Source organism: Thiocapsa sp. C2-2m (assembly GCF_041903745.1).
Taxonomy (GTDB): Bacteria; Pseudomonadota; Gammaproteobacteria; order Chromatiales; family Chromatiaceae; genus Thiocapsa; species Thiocapsa roseilacustris.
Window position 1 is genome coordinate 177,145 of the sequence record NZ_JBBWVD010000004.1, and the last position, 26,461, is coordinate 203,605.

Annotated in this window: 21 protein-coding genes; 12 read left to right on the top strand and 9 right to left on the bottom strand. The window is 64.9% G+C overall.

Translation table 11 applies throughout. The features are described 5' to 3' along the window. Nucleotides 1-29 precede the first annotated feature (29 nt). A complete protein-coding gene (locus AADX97_RS04625) occupies nt 30-458 on the bottom strand; it encodes a DUF29 domain-containing protein (protein ID WP_374232269.1) in 429 nt (142 codons plus the stop codon). A 60-nt stretch (nt 459-518) separates the two neighbouring features. Beyond that, nucleotides 519-4,268 carry an efflux RND transporter permease subunit gene (locus AADX97_RS04630; protein WP_374232229.1) on the bottom strand — a complete coding sequence of 1,250 codons (3,750 nt, stop codon included), beginning with the start codon at nt 4,266-4,268 and terminating at the stop codon, nt 519-521. A gap of 162 nt (nt 4,269-4,430) precedes the next feature. Here AADX97_RS04630 and AADX97_RS04635 point away from each other — a divergent pair, with 162 nt between their 5' ends. Next, nucleotides 4,431-4,604: a hypothetical protein gene (locus AADX97_RS04635; protein ID WP_374232230.1), complete on the top strand. Its 174-nt coding sequence runs from the start codon at nt 4,431-4,433 to the stop codon at nt 4,602-4,604. A gap of 233 nt (nt 4,605-4,837) precedes the next feature. Beyond that, complete coding sequence (locus AADX97_RS04640; RefSeq protein WP_374232231.1) at nt 4,838-5,890, top strand: FAD:protein FMN transferase; 1,053 nt, start codon at nt 4,838-4,840, stop codon at nt 5,888-5,890. Nucleotides 5,891-6,334: 444 nt separating this feature from the next. On the opposite strand, the gene AADX97_RS04645 is transcribed toward AADX97_RS04640, so the two are convergent. Then, nucleotides 6,335-6,685 (bottom strand): hypothetical protein, encoded by a 351-nt coding sequence (locus tag AADX97_RS04645; RefSeq protein WP_374232232.1) that lies wholly within the window; start codon nt 6,683-6,685, stop codon nt 6,335-6,337. Nucleotides 6,686-6,904: 219 nt separating this feature from the next. Between AADX97_RS04645 and folP the strand changes: the two genes are divergently transcribed. Beyond that, nucleotides 6,905-7,747, top strand: coding sequence for a dihydropteroate synthase (gene folP / locus AADX97_RS04650; protein WP_374232270.1), 843 nt, complete (start codon nt 6,905-6,907; stop codon nt 7,745-7,747). A gap of 128 nt (nt 7,748-7,875) precedes the next feature. Here the strand turns inward: folP and AADX97_RS04655 are convergent, their stop codons facing one another. From AADX97_RS04655 to AADX97_RS04675, 5 genes are all read right to left on the bottom strand, one after another. Further along, the gene (locus tag AADX97_RS04655) at nt 7,876-8,670 is read right to left on the bottom strand and encodes a heme ABC transporter ATP-binding protein (protein WP_374232233.1); all 795 of its coding nucleotides are present in this window, start codon (nt 8,668-8,670) and stop codon (nt 7,876-7,878) included. Between the two features lie 191 nt (nt 8,671-8,861). Beyond that, nucleotides 8,862-9,971: a FecCD family ABC transporter permease gene (locus AADX97_RS04660; RefSeq protein WP_374232234.1), complete on the bottom strand. Its 1,110-nt coding sequence runs from the start codon at nt 9,969-9,971 to the stop codon at nt 8,862-8,864. Further along, a complete protein-coding gene (locus AADX97_RS04665; protein WP_374232235.1) occupies nt 9,968-10,870 on the bottom strand; it encodes a hemin ABC transporter substrate-binding protein in 903 nt (300 codons plus the stop codon). The genes AADX97_RS04660 and AADX97_RS04665 overlap by 4 nt, the downstream gene beginning before the upstream one ends. Continuing rightward, the gene (locus AADX97_RS04670) at nt 10,863-11,456 is read right to left on the bottom strand and encodes a HugZ family protein (protein WP_374232236.1); all 594 of its coding nucleotides are present in this window, start codon (nt 11,454-11,456) and stop codon (nt 10,863-10,865) included. The genes AADX97_RS04665 and AADX97_RS04670 overlap by 8 nt, the downstream gene beginning before the upstream one ends. Before the next feature lie 46 nt (nt 11,457-11,502). Further along, on the bottom strand, nt 11,503-13,572 hold the full coding sequence (locus AADX97_RS04675; protein WP_374232237.1) for a TonB-dependent hemoglobin/transferrin/lactoferrin family receptor: 2,070 nt from the start codon (nt 13,570-13,572) through the stop codon (nt 11,503-11,505). Between the two features lie 562 nt (nt 13,573-14,134). Between AADX97_RS04675 and hutW the strand changes: the two genes are divergently transcribed. The 3 genes from hutW to AADX97_RS04690 all read left to right on the top strand — a co-directional run bounded on the left by hutW (nt 14,135) and on the right by AADX97_RS04690 (nt 17,515). Beyond that, on the top strand, nt 14,135-15,523 hold the full coding sequence (hutW, locus tag AADX97_RS04680) for a heme anaerobic degradation radical SAM methyltransferase ChuW/HutW (RefSeq protein ID WP_374232238.1): 1,389 nt from the start codon (nt 14,135-14,137) through the stop codon (nt 15,521-15,523). Further along, on the top strand, nt 15,520-16,050 hold the full coding sequence (hutX, locus tag AADX97_RS04685; RefSeq protein ID WP_374232239.1) for a heme utilization cystosolic carrier protein HutX: 531 nt from the start codon (nt 15,520-15,522) through the stop codon (nt 16,048-16,050). The genes hutW and hutX overlap by 4 nt, the downstream gene beginning before the upstream one ends. A gap of 181 nt (nt 16,051-16,231) precedes the next feature. Continuing rightward, nucleotides 16,232-17,515, top strand: a complete 1,284-nt coding sequence (locus AADX97_RS04690; RefSeq protein WP_374232240.1) for an META domain-containing protein — start codon at nt 16,232-16,234, stop codon at nt 17,513-17,515. A 207-nt stretch (nt 17,516-17,722) separates the two neighbouring features. Here the strand turns inward: AADX97_RS04690 and AADX97_RS04695 are convergent, their stop codons facing one another. Next, nucleotides 17,723-18,295: a DUF3365 domain-containing protein gene (locus AADX97_RS04695; RefSeq protein WP_374232241.1), complete on the bottom strand. Its 573-nt coding sequence runs from the start codon at nt 18,293-18,295 to the stop codon at nt 17,723-17,725. A gap of 628 nt (nt 18,296-18,923) precedes the next feature. On the opposite strand from AADX97_RS04695, the gene AADX97_RS04700 reads away from it, so the two are divergent. The 6 genes from AADX97_RS04700 to AADX97_RS04725 all read left to right on the top strand — a co-directional run bounded on the left by AADX97_RS04700 (nt 18,924) and on the right by AADX97_RS04725 (nt 26,122). Next, on the top strand, nt 18,924-20,555 hold the full coding sequence (locus tag AADX97_RS04700; protein WP_374232242.1) for a thiamine pyrophosphate-dependent enzyme: 1,632 nt from the start codon (nt 18,924-18,926) through the stop codon (nt 20,553-20,555). 21 nt (nt 20,556-20,576) lie between these two features. Continuing rightward, a complete protein-coding gene (locus AADX97_RS04705) occupies nt 20,577-21,077 on the top strand; it encodes an indolepyruvate oxidoreductase subunit beta (RefSeq protein ID WP_374232243.1) in 501 nt (166 codons plus the stop codon). A gap of 341 nt (nt 21,078-21,418) precedes the next feature. Continuing rightward, nucleotides 21,419-22,747: a phenylacetate--CoA ligase family protein gene (locus AADX97_RS04710; protein ID WP_374232244.1), complete on the top strand. Its 1,329-nt coding sequence runs from the start codon at nt 21,419-21,421 to the stop codon at nt 22,745-22,747. A 377-nt stretch (nt 22,748-23,124) separates the two neighbouring features. After that, on the top strand, nt 23,125-23,559 hold the full coding sequence (locus AADX97_RS04715) for an ACT domain-containing protein (RefSeq protein WP_374232245.1): 435 nt from the start codon (nt 23,125-23,127) through the stop codon (nt 23,557-23,559). Nucleotides 23,560-23,866: 307 nt separating this feature from the next. Beyond that, on the top strand, nt 23,867-25,210 hold the full coding sequence (locus AADX97_RS04720; RefSeq protein WP_374232246.1) for a phenylacetate--CoA ligase family protein: 1,344 nt from the start codon (nt 23,867-23,869) through the stop codon (nt 25,208-25,210). Between the two features lie 111 nt (nt 25,211-25,321). Next, nucleotides 25,322-26,122, top strand: a complete 801-nt coding sequence (locus tag AADX97_RS04725; protein WP_374232247.1) for a DUF4412 domain-containing protein — start codon at nt 25,322-25,324, stop codon at nt 26,120-26,122. The last annotated feature ends 339 nt before the right edge of the window (nt 26,123-26,461 follow it).

Sequence of the window (26,461 nt, forward strand, 5' to 3'; positions counted from 1 at the left end):
TCGGGCCAGGGCAACGCGGACCGACCTCGTCAGGCATCCGGTAGCCAGTCGTCGTCGAGGATCTCTTCAAGTCGATAGGGACAGGTTTCCGGAAAGGTCGCGAGCGGCCGACCGGTCTGCATCGCCGCGCTGCGTCTCGCGCGCTGGTAGCTCTGTGCGAGCACCAGGGTCGGGTAAGAGCTTAGACTCGGACTGTCCTGGATAGCGAGCTCGATCTGGAGCCGGGCATCGGTGATCGAATCGAGCCAGCTATCGGAGCGTCGTTCGGGTTGATGCTGCCAATTCCGGAGGTGCAACAGCAGGCGCACGAGCTGACTCGCAATGGCCCTTCTTTCGCTCTTGCTCAAATCCTCCAGCTCCTCCGCCAGATGCTCGACATCCACCGCCTGCCAAGACCCTTCCCGAATCAGCTCGGCGGTCTCGCGAGCCCAACGCACGAGATCCTGGTCATACGTCACGTTCAAGACGGATACCTCGATAAAAAACTCCGGTGCATGTTGATATCCTACCGATGTTGATCAGCGCTCGCCCGGGTCTTCAGGCTTGTCCGCGGTCTTTTTCGTCGCGCGCCTGGCCCGCGGCTTCTTCACAGTCGTCGCATCGTCCGCAACCGCCTTGCTCGCCGCCTTTCTCGGCGCTCGCGCCGGCTTTCGAGCGGCAGCCGACGACCGCTTCACGGCAGCCGCCTGCGGCGCCGGCTCGGCTCGCGACTCGGCCACCGAGCCACCGGAGGCCGTGTCGGCTTGAGCGACCGCCGCGTCGGAAACCGCGTCCGAACCCTTGCCAGACCTACCGGATCGGCGCTGTCGCAACCAGCCAAGGAGTCTCCCGACACCGTCGATCACGCTGAAGACGACGCCGACCCATGCGCTCCACAGTTGAAGCAGAATCGATCTCCCGCCCGCAGGCCGTGCTCGGGCCGCATCCGGCGCAGGCGGATCGGGCATCGCTACACCCTCGATCTCCCCGTAGCTTGCCGACAGCGCCCGTTCCCCGCTCGACGTCTCCACAAGATAAAACTCGCGGCACAAGCTGATACAGCCGAGCGGGATGACGATCACCGCCATCAGGGTCGCGACACCGGCGCCGAACAGCAGGCTGACGGCCATCCCCTGGAAGATGGGATCCTCGATGATGGCCCAAGCGCCGGCCATCAAGGTCAGCGAGGTGATGAGGATGGGCCGCATCCGGATCTCGGCGCCGGCGACCGCCGCCTCCTTCACGGTCTTGCCCTTGGCGACCTCGATCTTGACGAACTCCACGATCAGAATCGACTGGCGCACGATGATGCCGCCGAGCGCGATCAGCCCGATCATGGAGGTCGCGGTGAACTCGGCGCCCATGAGGAGATGACCGGGCACGATGCCGATTAGGGTCAGGGGGATGGGCGACATGATCAGCCCGGCGATCTTGAAGTTGCGAAACTCCCAGACGATCAGCCCGTAGATTAGGATCAAGGCGGCGATGAAGGCGAGCCCCATGTCGCGGAAGGTCTCGTAGGTCACGGTCCACTCGCCGGACCATTCGAATCCGGATTGGCGGTCGGTCAACGGCGGTCCGATCAGGCCCCGCGGCATCCCGCTGATCTGCACCCCGTCGGGCGTACGATAGTTTTCGAGACGGTCCTCGACCTCCAACATCCCGTAGATCGGCGCACCCAGGCGCCCCTGCATCTCGCCGACCACATACTCCATCGGCCGCAGATCCTTGTGGTAAATGACCGGATCCTCCTGCTGCTGCACGAAGCGGCCCAGCTCGCCGAGCGGCACCTGCCCGCCCAGCTCGGACTGGATCGGCAGGCTGGCCAAACTCCCGATCTCGGCCCGGCTGGCGAGCGGGATCTGCAGGACGATAAAGGTCGGCTCCTGGACGACGCCGCGCTTGACGTCGCCGAGCTTGAAGCCGCCCATCGCCATGGCGAGGTTACGATTGACGGCGTCGACCGAGATCCCCATGCGCACCGCCTTCTCGGCATCCACCTCGAAGCGCCAGTAGCTATAGGGCTCGGCCATGTAGCTGTCCACATCGACGATGCCCTCGACCTCCTCGAAGATCCCGGTCAGATCGGTTGCGACCCGGCGGCGGGTCTCGGCATCGGGTCCGTAGACCTCGGCCACGACGGTCTGCAGCACCGGCGGGCCAGGCGGCATCTCCACCACCGCGATGCGCGCACCCAGCTCATGCGCCAGCGGGGTCAGCATCTCACGCGCGGCCACCGCCAGGGCATGGCTGCCGAGCTTGCGCGCGTTCTTGTCCTTGAGCATGACCAGGAGATCACCCTCCCAGGGTCGCTCGCGCAGATAATAGTGACGCACCATACCGTTGAAGTTGAAGGGCTGGGCCGTACCGACATAGGTCTGGACGGCGGTCACCTCGGGCATGGTGCGCACCTTCTCGGCGAGTCGGTGCACGACATTCGCGGTCACCGGGAGCGCCGTTCCCTCGGGCATGTTGACGACGACGCTGAACTCGGGCTTGTTGTCGAAGGGCAGCATCTTCACCGGGACGGTCTGGGTGTAAAAGAACACGCAGACACCGGCCGTGGTGAGGATGGTTCCGACCAGGAAAGTGATGCCGATCGCGCGGTTTCGGATCAACGGCATCACCAAGGGCCGATAGAAGCGACTGACCCAGCGGCGCGTCTGCTCTTCGCGTCGTTCCGCCTTCTCCAGCGCCGCCAGCCGCGGACGAACGCGCAACGCAAACCAAGGCGTGAAGACGAAAGCGGCAACCAGCGAGAAGAACATGGCCGAGGAGCCGAGCACAGGAATCGGGCGCATGTAAGGCCCCATCAAGCCGCTGACCCAGCCCATCGGGAGCAAGGCGGCAATGATGGTGAAGGTGGCGAGGATGGTCGGGTTGCCCACCTCGTCGACCGCCCGAACCGCGGTCTCGATGGTCGTCTTGCCGCTTTCGAGCCAATGGCGAAAAATATTCTCCACCACGACGGTGGCATCGTCGACCAGGATCCCGATGGCGAAGATGAGCGCAAAGAGACTGACCCGATCGATGGTGTAGTCGACCATCCAGGCCCACCAGATGGTCAACAAGATCACCACCGGGATGACCGTGATGACCACGAAGGCCGCCCGCGCACCCAGCCCGATGAGACAGAGGATGGCCACGATCACGGCCGCCTCGAACATCGCCTGCAGCAGCTCGTTGACCTTGTCGTTGGCGCTCTTGCCGTAGTCGCGCGTGACCTCGACATGGACGTTCGAGGGGATGAGTGTCGTCTTCAGCTCCTCGACCTTGCCGAGGATCTGGCGCGCGACCGCCACGCCGTTGGTCCCCTGCTTCTTAGCGATCGCTACGGTCACGGCCTGGGCCCCGTCGGCGCGATGCTCGCCCGCGTAGGCCGGCCCCGTGAAATGGTTGACGATCCGTTTTGTGTCCTGCGGGACATGCTCGACCGTGGCGATATCGCGCAGATAGAGCGGATAGTCCCCGCGGTTGCCGATGACCAGCCGACCGACATCCTCCGCATTGCGCAGGAAGGAGCCCGAATAGACGTTGAAGGCGGTATCGCCGGATTCGCTGACACCTGTGGTCTGCTCGGAGTTGGCGGTGCGAATGGTGTTGGCGATGCGATCGAGCGTGATGCCGTGCCCGGCGAGGCGCTCCATCAGGACCTCGACGCGGATCTGATCCTCCCGCCCGCCGACGACGAACCCCTTGCCGGCATCCGGCAGCGAGCCGACCGCTTGGAGCAGGTCGAGACCGAGCTTGCGCAGCTGATGATCCTCGACATCCTCGGACCAGAGGGTGAGGGTCACGACCGGAACGTCGTCGACACCGACCGGTTTGACCAGGGGCATCTGCACGTCCGGAGGCATGCGGTCCATGTTCGACTGGAGCTTGTCGTGGACCTTGACGATCGAGACGCCCATCTCCTCGCCGACCTCGAAGCGCACGGTGACGATTGCCGCCCCGCGCTGGGTGGCCGAGTAGACGTGCCGAACGCCCTTGATCTCCTTCATGATCCGTTCGAGCGGATCGGTCACCAGACGCTCGACCTGCTGCGCGGAGGCGCCCGGATACTGCACGAAGATGTCGATCATCGGGACTGAGATCTGCGGATCCTCCTGTCGCGGCGTAAACAGCAGACCCAGGATCCCGAGGAAGAGCGCACCGAACAACAGCATCGGCGTGACCGGCGTATTGATGAAGGTGCGTGCAATACGACCGGCGAGGCCGAGCGGTAGAGACGCGTCAGCAGAGGACGACGGCGCGGATTCGGGAGGACGCGGGGCGATCGGAGCGGCCATGAGTCACTACTCCCGTCGTCCATGACATTTATCTATTTTCTGAATTGGTTTGGCGAATCTAGCCCACAAGCTCGGTGCCAACAAGCGGCGTATTGACAGTGCTTTAGTGTTTGCTAAAGTACTGAAGCAATATCACTCGCCCCAGGATCGCTTTTCATCGCCATGTATATCGACAATCTCACGCTCGTCGGCATCGCCGTCGCCTCGACCTATCTGCTCATGCCTCTCCTGTTCCGTCGCGAGATGCTTGTCGTCGAACAGGATACGGATCCGTCGGTTTCGGACCTCAAGGGACGGGACCAAGCTGTCGCTCCTCGGCCTTGCCTGGAGACGTGATCCTCCCCCACAACGGCGCCAGCACCCCCGGGATAGACGACTTGCAGTCGTCCTCTTCCACCGCTCGGACAGCCCACGAGATCGAGAGCCCAGCTCGACCACCTCCAGCGCTCCGGAGCCGACACCCGATGCACTCCGGAACATCGGGGTTATGATGCACACCTCAGCCGACCCTGGCATCTCCCTGCCCTGTTTGGAGCATGCTGCAACGGCTTCCACCCGGAATTGATCGCATGCGTTGGAGCCTGTCAGCACCGACCCGAGAATGGGCCTACCTGTTCATACTCCTCGCGGTTCTACTCGCGAGCGGATGCAGCGAACCCGATGCGCTCGTCGAGATCCACGGCAGCACCATGGGGACGACCTACAGCGTCAAGCTCGTCGAGCTTCCCCCGGATCTGACGGCCGATGCACTGAAAGCGCAGCTCGATGCGCGTCTCGATACCGTCAACGCCCTGATGTCGACCTATCGCCCCGACTCGGAGCTGTCGCGTTTCAATGCGAGCCGATCGACGGACTGGTTTCCGGTCGACCCGGAACTGGCCGGTCTCGTCGCCCGCGCGCAATCCATCAGCGCGCTGAGCGACGGGGCCTTCGACGTCACCGTCGGTCCGCTGGTGAATCTCTGGGGATTCGGGCCGGATGCTCACCCGTTTCGGGTTCCGGACCAGCAGACGATCGAGGAGACCCGCGAACGCGTGGGCCACGACAAGCTCGACGTGCGTGATCAACCGCCCGCGCTGCGCAAGGATCACCCCCAGCTCTATGTCGACCTGTCCGCCATCGCCAAAGGCTACGGTGTCGACCAGATCGCAGACCTATTGGACCGACTCGGCGTGACCGCCTACCTCGCCGAGATCGGCGGGGAGCTCAAGGCCAAGGGGACCAAGCCCGGCGATCAGCCCTGGCGCATCGCCATCGAGCGCCCGGAGGCGGCATCACGGACCGTCTATCGCGTCGTCGCACTCGAGGACGACGCCATGGCCACCTCCGGCGATTATCGCAACTTCTACGAGCAAGACGGACAGGTCTACTCGCACACCATCGATCCAGGCACCGGCCGACCGATCGCGCACGCCTTGGCGTCCGTCACCGTCATTACCGAGGACTGCGCAACTGCCGACGCCCTGGCGACGACCTTCATGGTCCTCGGACCCGAGCGCGGATTGAGCCTGGCCGAATCGCTCGGCATCGGCGCCTTCTTCGTCAGCCGCGCCGGCAACGATTACGCGCACTCGGCGACGACCGCCTTCGAGGCATCGGTCAGCAAGAGGGACCCGGACTGAGTCGCCTCGAGTGCTGACCGGCGAGCGACGCTCGCGGGCGAAAAACGTCGTTTTCGACCATCTTCGGTCCGTCCGAAGAACGAGGACAAAACACTTGCCCCCGCCCCGACCGCCCAATCCCGCGGCCTGCACACCGAACCGGCATGCGACAGTGACCTTGGTCATATTCTTGCTGAAGTAATGCGGTGTCGTGATCGACCCAAAGCGCCGAGCGGCGTTCCGACGTCGCGAAGCGGCGATTGTCGGCGTCGCTTCCGGTCGGTCGGATGCAATACCCAACAAGGCTGGGCCGGGCTTACCGTGGACGCCGCCGGCCCACGCGGATCCGACGAATACCGCCAAAATCATTCGTATTATTTTCTTTGAACCGCGTCCCTCAGCTCTACTGGAATCCACCAACGGTGAACCCCGCTCAACCCAAGGTCGTGGCCAAGGGGACGCGGTTTAAGTACAGGTGGGCGACAAGCGTATCCGCTGATTCTGTCTCAGCTCAGCCCAGATGATCCGGCGGCACTCGTTGAAACCGAGCGTATGGGTCAGCAGGTACTGCCCCGGATCCACCGTGAAGGAAAACGCCTCGTTGCGACCGATGCGATAGATCTCTTGGCCGTCGAGATCGACCCGCATGGTGGCGAACCAGCCGGCCAGAGAGCCGTCTCGATAGAGCGTAATATTTGCCGCTTCGGATGGGTTCGTGACGGTCGGCAGGTTGCCCGACCGTCCACCCGTCGCACAACCGGCGACCAACGCGACGCCGGCGAAGGCGCCGATCAAACCAAGCCTGACACTGCTCATTTCGGTACCCTTTCCGTTTGCTCGTCGACGCGGGCTTCGTTCCGATCCCGGCCCGAGATCCCGATAGATGCGTAAAGCCGAGTCGGCGTTATCCTTCGAGGGAGATCCGCCGGGGAGATCCGCAGGCGATGCTCAACGGCCGCGCGACGCGTCGAGATCATGCACGCATCCCCCGCGCAAGGTCAAAACCAATCGACCGGAGTCCGCCAGATGAACAGCATGACGAACAGCACGCCGTCGGGGCACGACACGCCTCCCATGATCATGGGCATCCTCAACGTGACGCCCGACAGTTTTTCCGATGGAGGACGCTACTCGGACACCGCCGCTGCGGTGCACCACGCCCTCGCGATGGTCGACGAGGGCGCCGACCTCATCGACGTCGGCGGGGAGTCCACACGGCCCGGCGCGCAGCCCGTCCCCGCCCCGGAGCAAGAACGCCGGGTAATCCCGGTGATCATGCGCCTGCGCGAATGCATGCCGAGGAGCACCGCGATCAGTATCGACACCACCTCCGCTCGGGTGGCAGAGGCCGCACTCGACGGCGGTGCCGACTGGATCAACGACACCTCCGCCGGGCGCGACGATCCGGCCATGCTCGCCCTGACGGCGGATCGAGACGTCCCGATCGTCTTGATGCATCGCCAGGGGATGCCGGAGGCGATGCAGCAGAACCCGTGTTATGCAGACGTGGTCGCGGAGGTTCGGGACTTTCTCGCCAAGCGCATCGAAGCGGCCTTGGCCGCGGGAATTGCGCTGGACAAGATCCTGACCGATCCGGGTATCGGATTCGGCAAGACGCTCGAGCACAACCTCGCGCTCATGGCCGGGTTGGGCGAGCTGGTACGTCTCGGGCCGGCCGTTCTGCTCGGGGCAAGCCGCAAGCGCTTCCTCAGCGCCATCTGTCGGGAACCGGACCTCACCGCACTCATGCCCGCAACCTGCGCGACCACGACCATCGGTGTCCTGGCCGGCGTGACGGTCTTTCGGGTGCATGATGTCGCCGGCAACCGCCAAGCTGCGGACGTGGCTTGGGCCGTGCGACGAGCCGGCAGTCAGTAAAACACGATTCAAAAACAACCGAAACACGTAGGATGGGTAGAGCGAAGCGAAACCCATCCAGCCCGCGCCAAGGGCATCGGACCGAAACCCGGCAGCGCGGTGGTTTGGAGGATGGGTTTCGCCGACGCTCAGGAGGCGCCGCTCCCGGTAATCACCAACCGCCGCCCCGCAAGGCTCGGATGCTCGAGTGTCTGCACCGGGATGCCGAAGACCGATTCCAGGTGCTCGCGATCCATGATTTGCGCCACCGGCCCCCCCGCCGCCACCCGACCGTCCTTGAGCAGCAGGATGCGATCGGCATAGGCACTCGCCAGGTTCAGGTCATGGAGGATTGCAAGCACCCCCAGCTCGCCTCCGGCAAGCATCTCGCGGGCGATCTCGAGCAGTTGGTGTTGGTGGGCGATATCCAGTGCCGAGGTCGGCTCGTCGAGCAAGAGATAACGCGGACCCAAATCGGTGGGCTCCCAGATCTGCGCAAGGACTCGGGCGAGCTGGACACGTTGGCGCTCCCCTCCCGAGAGGCTCGGATAGAGGCGTCCGGCGAGATGCAGCACGTCGGCTCGGCCCATCGCCTCGCGGACGATCGCCTCCTGACGCATCAGTGTCACCGCGCGATGCGGGCTGCGGCCCATGCGAACCACATCCTCCACCCGAAAGGGAAAGCTCAAGGCGCTCTGCTGCGGCAGCACCGCACGTTGCCGCGCGAGCATCATGGGGCTCCAGTTGCGAAGGCAACGCCCGTTGAGCGACACCGCCCCGGTCGTCGGCGTCAGGTCGCCCGACAGCACACGCAGCAGGGTGCTCTTGCCTGCCCCGTTGGGACCGAGCACGACCACCAGCTCGCCGGGTCCGACCGCGCAGCCGACGCCGTCGAGCAACCGATGAGTGCCGATCCGAACCCCGATCTCTTCGGCCTTCAGCATTGAACCGCGTCCCGAGTGACATGGATGGTTTGAGGTGCGTCCGGCCACGCTGCGAATCGCAGGCGGTCGGCTGAACGCGGTTCAACAAAAAAAGACAACAATCCGTGACTGCGCGTGAGCCGCAGGGATGCCGAATGGATCCGGGGAGACCGTTCGGGTGCGTCGGCGGCAAATGCGGCGACGGCCACGTTTCAAAACCCCTGCCCCCGGCGCGAGGCCAGCAGCCACAGGAAAAAGGGTCCGCCCAGCAATGCGGTCACGATGCCGATCGGCAGCTCGGCCGGGGCCACGAGCGTGCGTGCGATCAGGTCCGCGCCGAGGAGCAGGATGGCCCCGAGCAGGGCCGAGCCGGGCAGCAGCCAACGATGATCCGGCCCGATCGTCAAGCGCAGCAGATGCGGGACCACTAGGCCGATGAAGCCGATGATGCCGCTCAGAGCAACCGCCGTGCCGACCGCCAAGGCGACCAGGATCACCAGCAAGGTCTTCACCCGCTCCAGCTCGAAACCCAGATGCCGCGCCTCGGACTCGCCCAGCAGGATGGCATTCAGCGCGCGGGCATGCAGAGGGATCAAGACGATGGCCGCGAGGATCAGGGGTGCACCGGCGGCGACCGTCGACCAGGTCGCACCCCCGAGGCTTCCCATGGTCCAGAAGGTCAGTGTGCGCAGTTGGTTGTCGTCCGCGACGAAGGTCAAGACACCGGTCGCCGCGCCGGCGATCGCATTGATGGCGATGCCGGCCAGCAGCAGGGTGGCGACCGCGGTATGGCCGTCGCGGCTCGCCAAGCGATGCACCAGGAGGGTCGCCACCAGGCTCCCGCCGAAGGCCGCGATCGGGAGTGTCGCCGTTCCCAAAACCCCGGTCAGGCCGCTCAGCAGCGTCGCGCCCAGGACGATGACCGAAACCGCGGCCAGTGCGGCGCCCGCAGAGACCCCGAGCAAGGCGGGATCCGCAAGCGGATTCCGAAACAACCCCTGCATGGCCGCTCCTGAGACGGCGAGGGCCGCCCCGACCAGGATCGCGAGCAGGACGCGCGGGGCGCGGATGGCCCCGAGCACCGCGGCCTGCTCGGGCTCGAAGGCCCATGGCAGATCCAGGCCGAGCCCGTGCGCGAGGATGGCGATGACCCGGGTCGGTGCGATCTCGACCGCACCCACCGACAGCGCGACGATAGACGTGAGCACCAGCCCCGAGGACAGTCCGATCAAGACCAGCGTAGCCAGGCCGAAGCGCACCCGGGGACCCGTCCCGCTGCCCGTGACCAGACCGAGGCGAAGGGCGAGCGCCCGCGCCTTCATCGGCTCGGATCCACGCGACCCAGACCCGGGCGCGTCTCGGGAGCAAGCTCCGGATGCAGCTCGGCGGCAAGATCCGCGATCGCGGCAGGCAGGCGCGGACCGAATCCCAGGAGATAGAGGTCGTCCAAGGCGGCAATCCGCCGATCACGACCGGCCGGGGTCAGTGACACGCCGGGCAGTGCGAGAACGCCTTCGATCCCGCCAAGGCCCTCGAGCGTCCAGTCGGTCAGGAGGATCAGATCGGGCGCGGCACCGATCATCGACTCGGTGTTGAGCGGCTTGTAACCGACCATCCGAGCCGACAGCGGATTGCCTCCGCCGGCGAGACGGATCGCCGCATCGGCCGCGGTGTCGCGCCCCGCCGCCATGGGTGCGCCACGGGCGGCGCTCAAGAGGAAAACCACGGAGGGCCTGTCCGAAATCGCGGCAAGACGTGCCTCGACCCGGCGCATCCGCTCGGTGATCTCGTCGGCCAAGGCCGCCCCGGCGGCCGGACGGCCGACCGCATCGGCGACCGTCCGGATCTTCTCGACCAGGCCCTCGGGCGACGGATCGCCTCGGACGATCCGCACCTCGACACCGGCCGCGCGGATCTGCTCGATGACGGCCGGCGGTCCCGCCGCCTCGGTGGCCAGCACGAGATCGGGCGAGAGGGAGAGGAGGCCCTCGGCGGCCAGCGCGCGTTGGTAGCCGACCTGCGGAAGTGCGGCGGCCTCGCTCGGCCATTGGCTCGTGGTATCCACCCCGACCAAGCGATCCTGCACATCGAGCCGGAAGAGGATCTCGGTCAGGGCCCCGCCGACGGAGACGATCCGCTGCGGCTCGGCCGCGCGCGGCGCATCGGCGAGACCCAGCAGGCCGAGCAGGAGGGCTCCGGTCACCATGGCATGTCTAAACATCGGACTCCTCCGCAGGATTGGCGAGACGCCGGTTGAAGGCCTTGCGTGTTGTGGCGTCGCCGGTGCGGTGGCCTTTGTCCCGGATGTGGCGGATCTCGGCGAGCTGCACGTTGTCGATGGCGAACGCCTTGGCGAAGCCGCTGACATAACGCGCGCTTTCGGGGCGCAGCCGAACGAGATGGAAGTCCTGCAGGCCCCGCAAGGTCGCGATCAAGGCGCCGAACCGAAGCTCGAATCGCTCGAGGATGGTCTCGCAGCCGATCGAGCCGCGCGCGATCTCCTCGGCGCGACACCGATAGGTCAGGCGCCGCCGGGCAAAGAGATGACCGGCCGACGCCTCCTCTTCGATGAAAAGGACACTGACGCGCCCGGACTCCAGTAGGTTCTTGGTGTGGACGGAGAGCTCGCTGACGAAGACATAGAAGTCCCCGCCCTCCTCGACGTAGGCCGCGTAGCTCGCGTCCGGCTCGCCGTCCGGATCGACGGTAGCCATCAGGAGGGTTGCAAAGCCCTCGCGAAAGCGCAGCACCTCCGCGTAGACCTGTCCGAGATCGGGTGCAGGGGGTCCGGCTGTCGAATCGGTCATCGGATCTCTCGCCATGGGCTCGGCTCGGCTGGGCGCCGGACGCGGTTCAAAAGCTCACCACCATTGTCAGTTTGACATTCCGCCCCGGCCCCTCGATGGCGGATAGGTAGGGGAGATATTCGCGATCCATCAGGTTGTCGATGCCGAAATCCAGGCGGAGCGCCTGATTCTTGACCCGGGGCGGCTGCCAGGTGAGAAAGACCTCATGCAGGTCATACGCCGACGACTCCTCCACCTCGGCGGGCACGCGATCCTGAGCGGCGACGAACCGGCCCCGCCAACCGAACGACAGGCCGTGCGAGGGGACCTGTCCCCCGGCGCTGAGGATCAGCTCGTTCGCCGGGATGCCTCCGAGCGGCTGGCCCGTATCCATGTCTTCGCCGGACGTGAGTCCATAGCCGGCACGGGCGAACCAACGGGGAGTCTCGTATGCCAGCTCGGCCTCGAACCCTTCGAGTCGGGCATCGCGGACGTTCTCGAAGTAGCTCACCCCGCCGCGTCCGGGATTGCCGGGCATCGGACGGGGGGCAAAGATCACAAGCTGCTCGATGAAGTCGGAAACATCGTTGCGAAACAGGTTCAGGCTCGCGCGCCCTTCGTCGCCCGGCTGGAAGAGCCCCGCCCGACGCAGCCGAATGCCGATCTCCTTGTTGTGCGCCGTCTCGGGCTTGAGATCCGGGTTCGGCACGAAGACGTTGGCGCAGCCTCGACCGCAGGTGAAATGGACCCCGGAGACGAACAACTGACCCAGGCTCGGCGCTCGAAAGGCCTCGTTGTAGGCCGCGACCAGACTCAGCCAATCCGTGACCATGAAGGTGAGCGCCAGCTTCTTGGATAGATTGGAGTCGTTCTGCTCCTCCGCGACGTCGCCGCTCGAGCGGCTCTCGTAGCGATCCCAGCGCAGCCCTGGCACCAGGATGACCCGCTCGCCGATGCTGATCTCGTCCTGCAGATAGAGGCCCAGGACATCCTGCTCGGCATCCGGGAAGGAGGAACGCGGCTGACCGTCGCGACGCGACTCGGCCGTGTCTCGATAGTAGTCCACCCCGGCCACGACATCGTGCAGCAGGCTGCCCGGACCCCGAATCATGGACCGATTGCGCAGGTCGAATCCCGTCGTCTGCAGCTCGGTGTCGTCGCGGCGCCGGTCCAGCAAACGGCGCTCCTCGATCTCGGTCCAATTGGTGTAGACCAGCGCCGAGAGGTCGACCCAAGGGTTGTCGCTCGCCGCATAGGCGTAACGCAGCGAGAGGTTGCTCTGACGGGTATCGCGATCGACAAGGTTATCGGCCGTACCTCGGATCTGCGGATTCGAGGGCACCTCGCCGCGCTCGTCGAAGGTCTGGAGGGTCGCCGCCAACGCATGATCCGGCGCCGGCGTCCAGGTCAGCTTCCCGAGACCCGAGAGCGTCTCGAAGGCGGAATTCTCGAGCGTGGTGCCGTCGCCGAGTCGCACGTCCTGCCCGTGACGATAGCTGATGTTCGCCAAGAGACCCAGATCCTCGCCGACCATGCCGTAGGCGCTGCCCCCTGTCAGCCACTGGCGATCCGCACTCTGATAGCCCGCCCGCACCCGTGCGCCGACCATCTGACCGGGGCGCAGCAGATCCGCCGCGTCGACCGTCGTCAGCGCCACCACGCCGCCGAGCGCACCGCTCCCCCAGAGCGCCGACGCGGGCCCGCGCAAGACCTCGACCTGCTTGAGCAGATCCGGATCGATGAAGACGCGCGCATTGTGGGCGCGATCGAAGTTCTGACGCGCACCGTCGAGCAGGAAAAGGATGCGCTCGTCGCCCAGGCCGCGGATGACGACCTGCTGTCCTGTGCCGCGGGGGCCGCCGCCGATGTCGACATTCGGAAGGTCGAGCAGCAGATCGCCGAGCCGGGACGGCTGCTCGGCCTCGATCTGCTCCCGGCCGATCACGCTGATGGACTCCGCGATCGTGAAGGGGTCGCGCTCGCTCTTGGCGGCCGTGACCCGGATTTGCGAGAGCTCGACGGCGGGGATGCCCGTCTCGGCGTCGGCCCGATCGGCCAGCGGCACCAAGAGCAGGGCGAGCATGGGCGCAAGCGCCCGAGGATGGGCGTTTGTCGCCCGAGACGTTCGATCAGCCACAAGCCAGCCTCCGGAGAGCATCAGTCAACAACGCTGGCTACCTTGGCTCTCGGCCTCGGTGGCTGAAACATCGACGCCCCACCCGGGACGAGACTCGGATGGTAATGGTTCTCATTTGAAAGTCAAGGACAGGGATTGCGCGGCAATCAGGGATACGCCTCTCGAAGGAGGCTTGCTACCTATCGGTGAACGCCGGACCCTAGTTCCAGCTCGAAATGTCTCTCACGGAGACGCAGAGGGCACGGAGAATCGGAAATATTTCCTGCATGCGCTCCGTGTCTCCGTGTCTCCGTGTCTCCGTGTCTCCGTGAGAGATTTTGAATCTGATCGGTGCTGAGGGCGAAGGACTGCATGGACTTGACATCGCCATGGCGATTTGTGCAGGCTCTCGTCGGAACGCGGCGACCGATCCATCCGGTCGGCACGCTGCGTTTAGAGTCGCCAGCCTCGCGTTCGTCGCGCATCGCCAGCAAGACCTTCTCAGCTCATCTCGCTCCTTAACCCGACTCGCCCGAAGGGCGGCGGAGATGAAGACGCGAGATCCGATCAGGCGATAGGCGGCATGAATGCGATGATCGATGTCTCGGGGCACTTCGCCCGCGTGTCCGGCGATCCGATCAAAGACGCCTTCGCGGCACGACGCCCCATGATGCCCTGGGCCACCAAGACAGCGGTCCCCGAGGAGGAGATCGGCCCCATTTGGCAAGGCTTGATCGAGGGCCTCGAGACCCCGCGAGACCGGCGTCTGGCCTACGTGCATGTCCCCTTCTGCACCAATCATTGTCTCTTCTGCGGCTTCTATCGCCATCGCCTGCGCGAGGGCGGCTCGGCCGCCTTCGCGGACCTCGTGATCGAGGAGATCCGGCGCGAGGCGCAGGCGCCCGGCATCGCCGCTCGCCCCCTTCACGCGGTCTATCTGGGCGGCGGCACACCGACCGCGCTCGCCCCGGTCGACATCCAGCGCATCCTCGAGACACTCTGCCGGCAGCTTCCGCTCGCACCGGACTGCGAGGTCACGGTCGAGGGTCGGGTCAAGGATTTCACCCCCGAGATGATCGATGCCTGTTTGGCCGGCGGCGCGAACCGCTTCTCGATCGGGGTGCAGACCTTCGATACCGAGGTGCGCCGACGCCAGGGCCGTCAGGCATCCGGACCGCAGGCCGAGCGTGTCGTCGGCGACCTGATCGCACGCAACGCCGCCACGGTGGTCCTCGACCTGGTCTACGGATTCCCGGACCAGACACCTGCGATCTGGTCCGAGGATCTGCGGACCTGTCATGCACTGGGTCCGGACGGGGTGGATCTCTACGCGCTTCAACTCATCCGAGGCGCCCCGCTGCAGCAGGCCATCACGCACGGCAAGATCGCCGCGCCCGCGGACCTGTCGCAACAGGGCGAGCTCTACCGAATCGGAGCCGACGCCTTGGCCGAGCTCGGCTGGCGCCAGATCAGCAACAGCCATTGGGCACGCACGCACCGCGAGCGCAATCGTTACAACCGACTCATCAAGCAAGGGTCAGACTGTCTGGCCTACGGCGCGGGTGCCGGCGGGTCGATCGGTCGATACAGCTACAGCCTCACGGCCGACCTGGATCCTTACCGCGAGGCGATCCGGCGCGGCGAAAAGCCGCTCGGCACACTGCATGTCGCCGATGCGCTTGCGCCTCTGCGCGATCGGCTCGCCAACGGCATCGAGATCGGCTGCCTGGACTTGTCGAGGCTCGAGACGAAGCGGGCGCCCGGGCTCCGGCCGACCCTCGAGCCGCTTTTCGAGCAATGGGCGCAAACCGGACTGCTGCGGCGCGACGGGCCCTTGATCCACTTGACGACCGCAGGGCGATTCTGGAGCCCCAATCTTCTGCGTGCTTTAAACGACATCTGCACGACACTCTCGGCCCCGACCGGGAGCGACCGCCGAGCTCAGATTCCGAATCGAGGAGAACCGACATGACCGCAACACCCGAGCTGGCCCCCGTCCGCGAAGCCCTGGCCAAGCACCCCGGAGTGATCCTGGAGTCACTTGCGCGCCAGCACGGCGTCTCTTACCAAGCGGCCCTGACGTGCCTCCCGGACGACATGCAGACCCAATTGCCCGGGAGCTGTTTCGGGGACGCCATGGCCGACATGACCGATTGGGGTGATGTGGTCGTCATCGTCCATACCGAGGATCTGGTGATGGAGGTCAAGGGACCGCTGCCGCCCGGCCGTTTCGGATCCGGCTTCTACAACCTGGAGGCCGAGCTCGGCTTGAGCGGTCACATCCGCGCCGAGCGCTGCGGCGCCGTCGCCTTCGTGCGGCGACCCTTCATGGGCAAGGACAGCGTCTCGGTTCAGTTTCTGAACCAGGAAGGCGGCTGCATGTTCAAGGTCTTCGTCGGACGCGATGCCGAGGGCCGCCTGAACCCCGGACAGATCGAGCGCTGGGAGCAGTTGCGCACGCGCCGACTTGGCCGGGCTGATCGAGCGAGCGCTGCGTGACCCGTCGATCTTGGGCGAGGCCCTCGCAGCCGTGGATGCCGAGCTGGCCCACGGACCCAATCCCGTGCGGGCCGTTGCGCTGGCCCCCTGAGCGTATCGCAGGCAAAATCGGCGGCGCGGCCCGAAGGCATGAAGGCTCGAGCCGCCCGAGACAGCCCAGATCACGCCAGGGAGACCGACCATGTCATCGATCCGCTCGCGCTTGCTCACCGTTATCCTGTCCTGGCTCACGCTCGGAGGCGGTTTACACACCGCAGTCGCCGCCGACACCGAGCCGAGCCTGCACATCACCGGCGAGTTGAGCGACCTGGCCCGCATGGCCCTGCCGCCGGACGCCCTCGCGATCGTCGAGCTCAGCGATCCGACGGTGCCGGGCGGGCGCTCGGTCGCCGAGCAGAGGATCGCACTGGACGGCCGCCAGTTCCCGATCCCCTTCGCGCTCGTGGTCGAGCGCGCGGCGCTGCTCCCTGAGCAGACGTATTTCGTCCGCGGCGCGGTCCTGTCCGGTGGTCTGGCGACGTGGATCACCGACGAGGTGCCGCTCGATCCTTCGGTCGAGTCGCTCGGTCTCGGTACCATCCTGATGCGACCCTACGAGCCGATCCCCTTCGCGAGCGAGCTCGTCTGCGGGGATCAGCCGATCCGTGTCGGCTACCTGGAGGATCGCATGCGCCTTCAGGTCGGCGATCGGACCTTCGATTTGAGACAAGCGGTCTCGGGCTCGGGCGCCCGGTATTTGGCACTCGCGGATCCGACCACCTCCTTCTGGAGCAAGGGGGATCGCGGGATGCTCGAGATCGCGGGCACGGCCTACCCCGAATGCATTCCGGTCGAGACCGCGAAGACGTCGTTTCGCGCCAACGGCAACGAGCCTTTTTGGAGCCTTGAGCTGACCGACAAGCGGGTCGATCTGACCACGGATCTGGGGGAAACCCGAATCAATGTCGCGCTGACCGAGCAGGAGCTGCTCGAGGACGGGCGCCGCTATCGCAATCTGATCGAGGACGGCGACCTCGTCATCAGCATCTTCGATCGACCCTGTGTGGACAGCATGAGCGGAATGCCGCACCCCGCGACAGTCGAGATTCAGCTCGACGATCGCAGACTCGAGGGCTGCGGCGGGGATCCCGCCACACTGCTTCAGGGACCCGAATGGGTGGTCGAGGACATCGGCGGTGGCGGCATCATCGATCGTTCCCGCGTCACGCTGAACTTCGGCGCCGACGGCCGTCTTTGGGGTCACGCCTCCTGCAATACCTATCAGGGCGACTACAGCCTGACCGGCGAGAGTCTGACCCTCGCACCGTCGGCAACGACCATGATGGCCTGCGCGCCGGCCTTAATGGATCAGGAGCGCAAGGTCCTCGATCTGCTCGGTCGGATCAGATCATTCGAAGTGGATCCTACAGGCGCCTTGATCCTGAAGGCCGACGACGGGCGGACCCTGTTGGCGCGTCGCGGTTAGGTCATTTTCGGGAAAGGATCTGGGCCGGCATAGGTAACGTGTCGGAAATAAGTTGAGCACCGAGCTCCAATCGTTGTCGTTGTCGTTGTCGTTGTCGTTGTCGACAACGACAACGACAACGACAACGACAACGTCTATGAACGGTCTCGACAGATCTGCCGTGCTGTACTTAGTGGCGAATCTACTCGCTCCGACAGTCCCTAAAGATCAGCGGGGCCTTGAAAGCGTGAATGCACCGCGAACGTCTCCCACCTCGTAGCCTCGCGCTTGATCCTCGGGATAGGCATCCGCGAGCGCAGCGTTCACGTTGGCATTCACGATCTTGCCGTGGCACGAAAGACAGAGCTGAACGGTCGGAATCGCCTTCATGAAACGCAAGCGCCTGCCCTCGTCGGATTCGACGACCTCGGCAACCGTCATGGTCGCGACATCCTCGCCGGCCACCTTGCGCTCGTCGAATTGAACCAGCACCGCGCGCTCCCACTCGTCGGGCGCGTTCAACTCGGCATTGCGGAGTTTCAAACTCGTGCGGCCGACCGTCCAGCCGGATTCCTCGGAGATTGCGGCCGCGATTGCGGGCGCACGCTCCCGGCAGACCTTCACCGCGTTCTGAGGGCCTCCCTCCGTCATCGCGGCCTTCAGCTCTTTTTGCAGCGTGGTCGCAAAGCGCTCCACCAGCGCATTCGCCTCGGCAAGGTCGGCATCCTGAACGCCTTCCTGCGCAAGACTGGCAGTTGAAGCAAGAATCAACGGAAACGACATGAGTAGGCCCTTGCGCATCGCGAAGCTCCCCGAAAATTGAAACGAAGGCCCGCCCCGGGTGGTCCGGAGCGACCGTAGCTATTGTGACGCGTACCTGACGACCCGGCCAACCCCGTCGCGAACACCCTGGGATTGACGACTTGCAGTCGTCCTTTTCCCCAGACATGACGACCAGCAAGGTCGATCTCAGCTCGACGATCCCGAACCGCACTGAACCTGTCCTGGCCGGACCGAAGAACACTGCCGGCTCGCAGGCAGCCTGGGAATCGTCGCGAATTGCCTGGAGTGGAGCTCTGGGCCGGCGCTGGCTGACGACGGTGCATTTGTCCGACCGACCGATTCGATCGCATCGCCGACAATTTCAGCCATAGTGGCACGTGGCGCGGAGCGCCATAGGGCATGCGTGACACCGCGGAGCGGATGTCACGATCGCCTTAAAGGGTTGAGTGGCCTGTCTCAGGAGCAAGAACGATTCGACGAGCGACGTGCAGCGGATTCGTGATCACGGCCCAACCGGCGAAACGGCCGCCCCGACACAACCCACGAATGCGCCAGACCCGGCAATTGATCCACGCGGCTTGCTGCAGGGCAACAATGATGCGGATAATGTGGGATTCGTGACGCCCTGACAGAGAGTAAGTCGACGATGACGACGGCAGAACGGCAATTACTGAGCGGTGACGACGCGGTGGCCCTCGCCGGCCTGCATGCGGGTGTGCGCCTCGGGACCGGCTACCCCGGCACACCCTCCACCGAGATCCTCGAGACCTTCGACCGCCTCGGCGGGCATGCGCAGTGGTCACCGAACGAGAAGGTCGCGCTGGAGGTCGCTCTCGGGGTCGCCTTCGCCGGGGCCCGGACCCTGGTGACCATGAAGCATGTCGGGCTGAACGTCGCGGCCGATCCGCTCTTCACCGCGACCTACACGGATGTCGAGGGCGGCCTGGTGATCGTCTCCGCCGACGACCCCGGGATGGCCTCCAGCCAGAACGAGCAGGACAACCGGCACTACTCTCGCGCCGCAGCCATTCCTACGCTCGAGCCCGTCGATTCCCAACAGGCGTATGACTTCACCCTGCTGGCGTTCGAGATCTCGGAGCGCTGGAAGATTCCGGTCCTGCTGCGCATCACCACGCGGGTCTGTCATTCCAAGACCATCGTGATCCCCCGCGCGCCGGTTACCGACGTGGCCGAGCCCTCCTTCGAGCGCAAGATTCCGGTGCGCGTCATGATCCCCGCCTATGCCAAGCCGGCACATCATCGCCTGCGCGCCAAGCTCGCCGAGATCGCCGCCTGGAACGAGGCGGAGGGGCCGATCCGGCTGGATGTCGGCGACTCCAAGCTCGGGGTCATCTCGACCGGGATCTGTGCCGTGCATGCGCGCGAGGCGGCCCCGGAGGCGAGCCATCTGACCATCGGCATGACCTATCCTCTGCCGATCGAGCGCCTCCGCGCCTTCGCCGCAGGGGTCGAGCGTCTCCTCGTCGTCGATGAGGGCGATCCCGTTTTGGTCGACGAGCTTCGCGCCGCCGGTATCGCGGCCGAAGGCAAGCCCGAGATGTATCGCTTCGGCGAGCTGGATGTCGCACGCGTGCGCCGCATCCTGGCCGACGACACCAGCCCGGAGCCCGTCCCGCCCAAAGGCAAGCCGCCCGAGCTCTGTCAGGGTTGCGCACACCGCGAGGTGTTCCAAGCGCTCGGGGAGCTCGGCTGTATTGTCTCCGGCGACATCGGCTGCTACACACTCGGCGTGCTGCCGCCCTTCTCGGCGATGGATACCTGCGTCTGCATGGGCGCCAGTATCGGCGTCGGTTTGGGGCTGCGTCATGCGTTGCCCGAGGATCAGGCGCGACGCGTGGTCAGCGTGATCGGGGATTCGACCTTCGTGCATTCCGGCCTCACCGGGATCGCCGAGATGGTCTACAACCCGCCGGCGACAGGTCATCTGGTGATGATCCTCGACAACGGCACGACGGCGATGACCGGCCTTCAGGAGCATCCGGGGACCGGACGCCTGCTCGATCACTCCACGACCAACAAGCTCAGCTTCGAGGGCATCGCGCGCGCCATGGGCGTGCAGAACGTGCAGGTCGTGGAGACGACGGACAAGAGCATATCGCTGAAGGACGTCATCGCCGAGCTGCTCGCCAAACCCGAGACCTCGCTCCTGATCACCCGCCAGCCCTGCGTCCTGGCCGCACCCAAGATCCGCTTCTACGACAAGGCCGCGGCCGAGTCGACGCGCGGGCACACCTGCTCCGCGGCGGTCGCGGACTGAACTCGGATCGGAGAGATACTGATGGAGAAGGTGAAGAACATCGTCATCGCCGGACTCGGCGGCCAAGGGGTCCTGACCGCCTCCGACATGCTCGCCGAGGCGGCGTTTCGTGCCGGATTCGATGTGAAGAAGAGCGAGCTGCACGGCATGAGCCAACGCGGCGGCTCGGTCAGCAGCGACGTACGCTACGGCGAGCAGGTCCTGAGCCCGATGGTGCCGGCCGGGGAGGCGGACGTCCTCTTGGTCCTGGAGGAGACCCAGATCGAGATCAATCGCCCGATGCTGCGGGCCGGGGGGGTCCTGATCGATCCGGGCCTGCTGCCGGAAGGCGCGCTCAAGAACAAGAAGAGCCTCAATGTCGCCCTGCTCGGCGCCGTCTCCACGGTGCTGGACATCCCCCAAGAGCACTGGATGGCAGCCATCTACGCCAACCTCGCGGAAAAACTCCATAAGGTCAACGACCAGGCCTTCGCGCTGGGGCGCGAGGCCGCGCTCAAAGGCGCGATCGCCCGACATTTTTAGGCGAACTCCGGAAACCTTCATGCCAAGGGCGTAGGTTGTGCCGAGCCGTGCGAGGCACAACCAACCGTCGGCGCAAGTTGTGCTTCCTATCGTCAGCACAACCTACGGGTATGGAAGTTTGCGGAAATCGCCTTAAACCGCGTCCAGAGCGACATGCGTCATTTTCATGTTGTATTCGGACTTGGGGATTTCACCAACTTCGGTGGAGACGCACTTTAAAAATGATATATTTTTTAATATTTTAAACCGCGCAGACTCCAGCGGTCGTCAGGTCTGCCGGGCTCGATCCCATCCAGAAAACATCGCATACCGCGCCGGGCGCGGTTTAAGAGAGGACCAAGATGCTGACAGAGCTCTGGAACGACGCCGAGGGCGGTTTCCACCCGGCCAGCGCGCCCGACTTCCTGCCCGCGAAGGCGCTGAAGCAGGTACAGTTGCGGCGGTTACGTGCCGTCGTGTCGCGCGCCTACGCGAACGTCGCCCTGTTTCGCGCCCGGATGGAAGAACGCGGCCTGACCCCGGACGCGATCCAACGGCTCGAAGACATCCAGCAGCTCCCCTTCACGGTCAAGACCGACCTACGCGACACCTACCCCTTCGGCCTCTTCGCAAGCCCCATGAGCGACGTGGTGCGACTGCATGCCTCCTCCGGCACCACCGGCAAGCCGATCGTCGTCGCTTACACGCGCGAGGATGTGGAAGTCTGGTCCGAGGTGATGGCCCGCACCCTCGCCTGCTGCGGGCTGCACCGCGGCGACATCCTGCAGAACGCCTTCGGTTACGGACTCTTCACCGGCGGACTCGGCGCCCACTATGGCGCGGAGGCCCTCGGGGCGACCGTCGTCCCCATCTCGGGCGGCAACAGCGACCGCCAGATCATGCTGATCCGCGACTTCGGCGTCTCCGCGCTCTGCTGCACACCGAGCTATTTCACCTATCTGATCGAGCGCGCGGCGGAGCTCGGCGTAGATCTGCGCTCGCTCCCCTTGCGTGCCGGCATCTTCGGGGCCGAGCCTTGGACCGACGGGATGCGTGATCACATCGAGGCGGCCGCGGGAATCAAGGCCTACGACATCTACGGCCTCTCCGAGATCATCGGCCCCGGCGTGGCGAGCGAATGCTCGGTCCAACAGGGTCTGCACATCTTCGAGGATCATTTCTATCCCGAGATCATCGACCCCGAGACCGGCGAGGCCCTGCCCGACGGAGAGGAAGGCGAGCTGGTGCTTACCACGCTGAGCAAGAAGGCGATGCCGATGATCCGCTACCGCACGCGCGACATCACCTCGCTGATCAGCGAGCCCTGCGAGTGCGGACGCACCATCCGACGCATGCGGCGCATCGGCCGGCGCTCGGACGACATGTTCATCATCCGCGGCGTCAACGTCTATCCCTCCCAGGTCGAGGCCGCGCTGCTGGCGGTCGAAGGGACGCTCCCGCACTACCAGATCATCCTCACCCGCGAGCAGGGCCTGGACCAGATGACGGTCGAGGTCGAGGTCACGTCCGAGGTCTTCAGCGACAAGATCCGCGCGCTCGAGGATGTGCGTGCGCGTCTTGCCAAGGCGATCGAGCACATCCTCGGCATCCGCGTCGGACTGCGCCTGGTCGAGCCGCGCAGCATCCCGCGAAGCGAGGGCAAGGCGAAGCGGGTCATTGATCGACGCTAAACCGCGTCCTTGCGTATCCATGCACCATCTCGGCAGTTGCCATGCTTTGGTGCAACCGACCGAGCTCGGTCGAGACGCGGTTTAGGTGATGTACTTTGGTCGGAATCGAGGGGCGACGACGCAAGTCTCTAGTGCAGCGCGGCAGTTATGGCGAGACCGTTCGTTGTCGTGGTCGTTGTCGTGGTCGTAATCGACAACGACAACGACAACGACAACGAAAATGATCTCGGACGATCTCGGAATCTCTGCACTGCTCCACTAGAATTCTCGTTTCTCGTTTCTCGTTTCTCGTTTCTTCGCGTCCGCTGAACCCGATCGGATGAACCTGCCCCTGACAAAACCACTCAAGCAATCTGAACACCACGAGGACGCGAAGCATGAAACTGCAACAACTCTCGCTCTTTCTCGAGAACCGTCCCGGACGCCTTGGTGCGCCGCTGGAGACGATCGCGAAGGAAGGCATCAATATCCTGACGCTCTCGCTCGCGGATACCGCCCAGTTCGGCATCCTGCGTCTGATCGTGCGTGAATGGGACAAGGCCAAGCAGGTCCTGGAGGACGCGGGTTGGGTGGTCAACCTGACCGAGGTGGTGGCGGTCGACGTGCTCGACCGGCCGGGCGGCCTAGCCGATGCGCTGGCGGTTCTGGAAGGTGCCGGACTGAACATCGAGTACATGTATGCCTTCTCGGTGCGGCGCGGCGACAAGGCGATCCTGATCTTCCGCTTCGAGGATCCGGATCGGGCGATTGCCGTCCTGCTGGAGAAGGGGTTGCATGTCGTCGACGGGGATGAGCTGCTGAGCGTTGTCTGATGAGTTCCGCATCGCTGCGCAGGTTGTGCCGAGCCGTGCGAGGCTCAACCAACCGTCGGCGCTGAAAATCTCTCACGGAGACACGGAGCGCACGAAGGACAGATCTCGGATTCTCCGTGCCCTCCGCGTCTCCGTGAGAGGCATTTCGATCGTTAACCCGGCGGAGGTTGAGCCGAGCCGTGCGAGCCACAACGCACCGTCGGCGGAAGATTTGTGCGTCCTAGCGCCAGCACAACCTATACGCGTCGTGTGTCTCGGAAGCGGCCGGTTCCGCGCCGATGCAATACACACCAACGGATCGAGGACTATGGCCGCGCAGACTCATGAGGCCCATCGGCACATCGAGCACTGCATCTGGGATCCGGATGCCGAGACCCTGCCGCGCGACGGTCTCGAGGCGTTGCAGCTGGAGCGTCTGCGCGAGCTGGTGGCCCGGGTCGCGCGGGTGCCTTTCTACCGGGATCACTTCGCCCATCTTGAGATCGGTCCGCACAGCATCCGCTCGCTCGCCGACGTGCGTCGCCTCCCGCTGACCACCAAGGACGATCTGCGCCGTCAGCATCCGTTCGGGTTCCTGGCCGTTCCACGCAAGGCGCTTGCCCGCATCCACGGCTCCTCGGGCACGACCGGGCGGCCCACCTTCGTCGCCTATACGGCGCGCGACCTGGAGACCTGGTCGAACCTCTGCGCACGCTTCCTGGTCGCCGGCGGACTCAGGCCCGAGCACACGGCGCAGGTCGCCTTCGGCTATGGACTCTTCACCGGCGGTTTCGGACTGCACTACGGCATCGAGCGGGTCGGCGCGGCGATCATCCCGGCGGCGGCGGGCAACACGCGTCGCCAGATCGAGATCATGCGCGATCTGGATCCCGAGGTCCTGATCTGCACCCCGAGCTACGCCCTGACCATCGCGGATTCGGCGCGCGAGCTCGGCATCGATCCGCGCTCCCTGCCGATCCGCTATGGCCATTTCGGCGGCGAACCCTGGACCGAGGACATGCGACGCGAGATCGAGGATCAGCTCGACATCGCCGCATTCAACAATTACGGGCTCTCCGAGGTGATCGGCCCGGGCGTCAGCGGGGAGTGCCCCGAGCGCACCGGGATGCATATCCAGGAGGATCATTTCCTGGTCGAGTGTCTGGACCCGGAGACCCTGGAGCCAGTCCCGGAAGGCGAGCCCGGCGAGCTGGTGATCACGACGCTCACCCGCGAGGCGATGCCGCTGATCCGTTATCGCACCCGCGACATTGCCCGCCTCTATCGCGAGCCCTGTGACTGCGGACGACGCACGACACGCATGAGCCGCGTCACCGGGCGCACCGACGACATGCTGATCATCCGCGGCGTCAACGTCTTCCCATCACAGATCGAGGAGGCGCTGCTGCGCGTGGAGGGCACCACGCCTCATTATCTCATCGAGGTCTCCCGGCCCGGCACGCTCGACGAGGTCCACGTCAAGGTCGAGATCCGCCCCGAGCTTTTCTCCGACCGGATGGACCGCATGCAGGCGCTTTGCGAGCGCATCAGCCGCGAGATCCATACGGTTGCAGGCATCCGTGCCCATGTCGATTTGGTCGAGCCACGCAGCATCGAGCGCTTCGTCGGCAAGGCGAAGCGGGTGCTCGACCAACGCAATCTTAACGAATAGTCATATCCCGAGCCCGATTCAACGATTAGGCTATGCCAGTTGCCCTCGCTCGCATCCCCGGCCTACGGGCACTTGTCGTCAACCCTAACGCAATCACCGAGAGGAACACGCATGATGAATCCGCAAGGCTCGAGCATCGAGCGTCCGCCGATCCGAACCCGTCGCCTTGGACTTGCCATCGCTTTGGTGGCTCTGCTGCCGGTGTCGGCAGTGATCGCGGACGACGAGGGTTTCTATGTCGAGACGATCAATCGCAGCTCGGGTGTGATGGGCGAGGCGGCAAGCGAAGATCTGTCCAAGACCTACCTGGCCCACAACAAGATGAAGGTGGTCAACGAGGGACCCGATGCCACCGACATGATCATGGATCCGACGGCCGGAACCATCGTCTTCATCAATCATGCCGAGAAGGAATATCTCCCGATCAACGTGAAGTCCGTGATGGAGGGTATGACGGGCCCGGCCGCCGAGCAGATGCGCGCCATGATGGGCGAGATGACCGTGAAGGTCGAAGCGACCGGCGAGACCAAAAAGATCGGCGACTGGAACACCAAGCAGTATCGGGTCACCAAGACCGGCATGATGGGGGTGGATCAGGAGATCTGGGCGACCGAGGACGTCGACCTCGACGTGACCCGCTACACCGACATGATGAGCCTCTCGGACCCCGGCGGCATGCTGGCGAGCTCACCGGCCGGCGTCGCCCAGCGTGAAGAGATGAGCAAGATCAAGGGTTATCCTATCCTGACCAAGACCAAGATGGAGATGATGGGCACCACGATGGAGACCGAGACCGAGGTCACCGTGATCCGCAAGGAGGCCATCCCTGCCGACATCTTCGAAATCCCGCAGGGCTACGGCGAGCGTGACATGAGTATGAAGATGGCACCGCCCGGCGGCGGCCATCCTTGATCGGATCGGTAGGGTGCACAAGCGCAGCGCAGTCCACCACGGCAACGGTGCAGGACTCGGTGAACTCAGCTGCCGCTCGTCCGCCCTGCCAGCAGGCCTTCCGAGTAAGGCCGATTCGACCCCGGAACTAGGGTTGACTCAGCCTGTACGCAATGCGGGGGCTCAGTCTTAAACCGCGCCCGGTGCGGTATGCGTCATTTGTTGGATGGCTTGGCCGCGCCGGCTCCGACGACTGTCGGAGCCGGCGCGGTTTAAAGTATTAAAAATCTTAAATTCTAAACCGCGTCTCACTGGGATCAAGGATATCTCCGAAGCTAAACGCACAATGAAAACTACGCA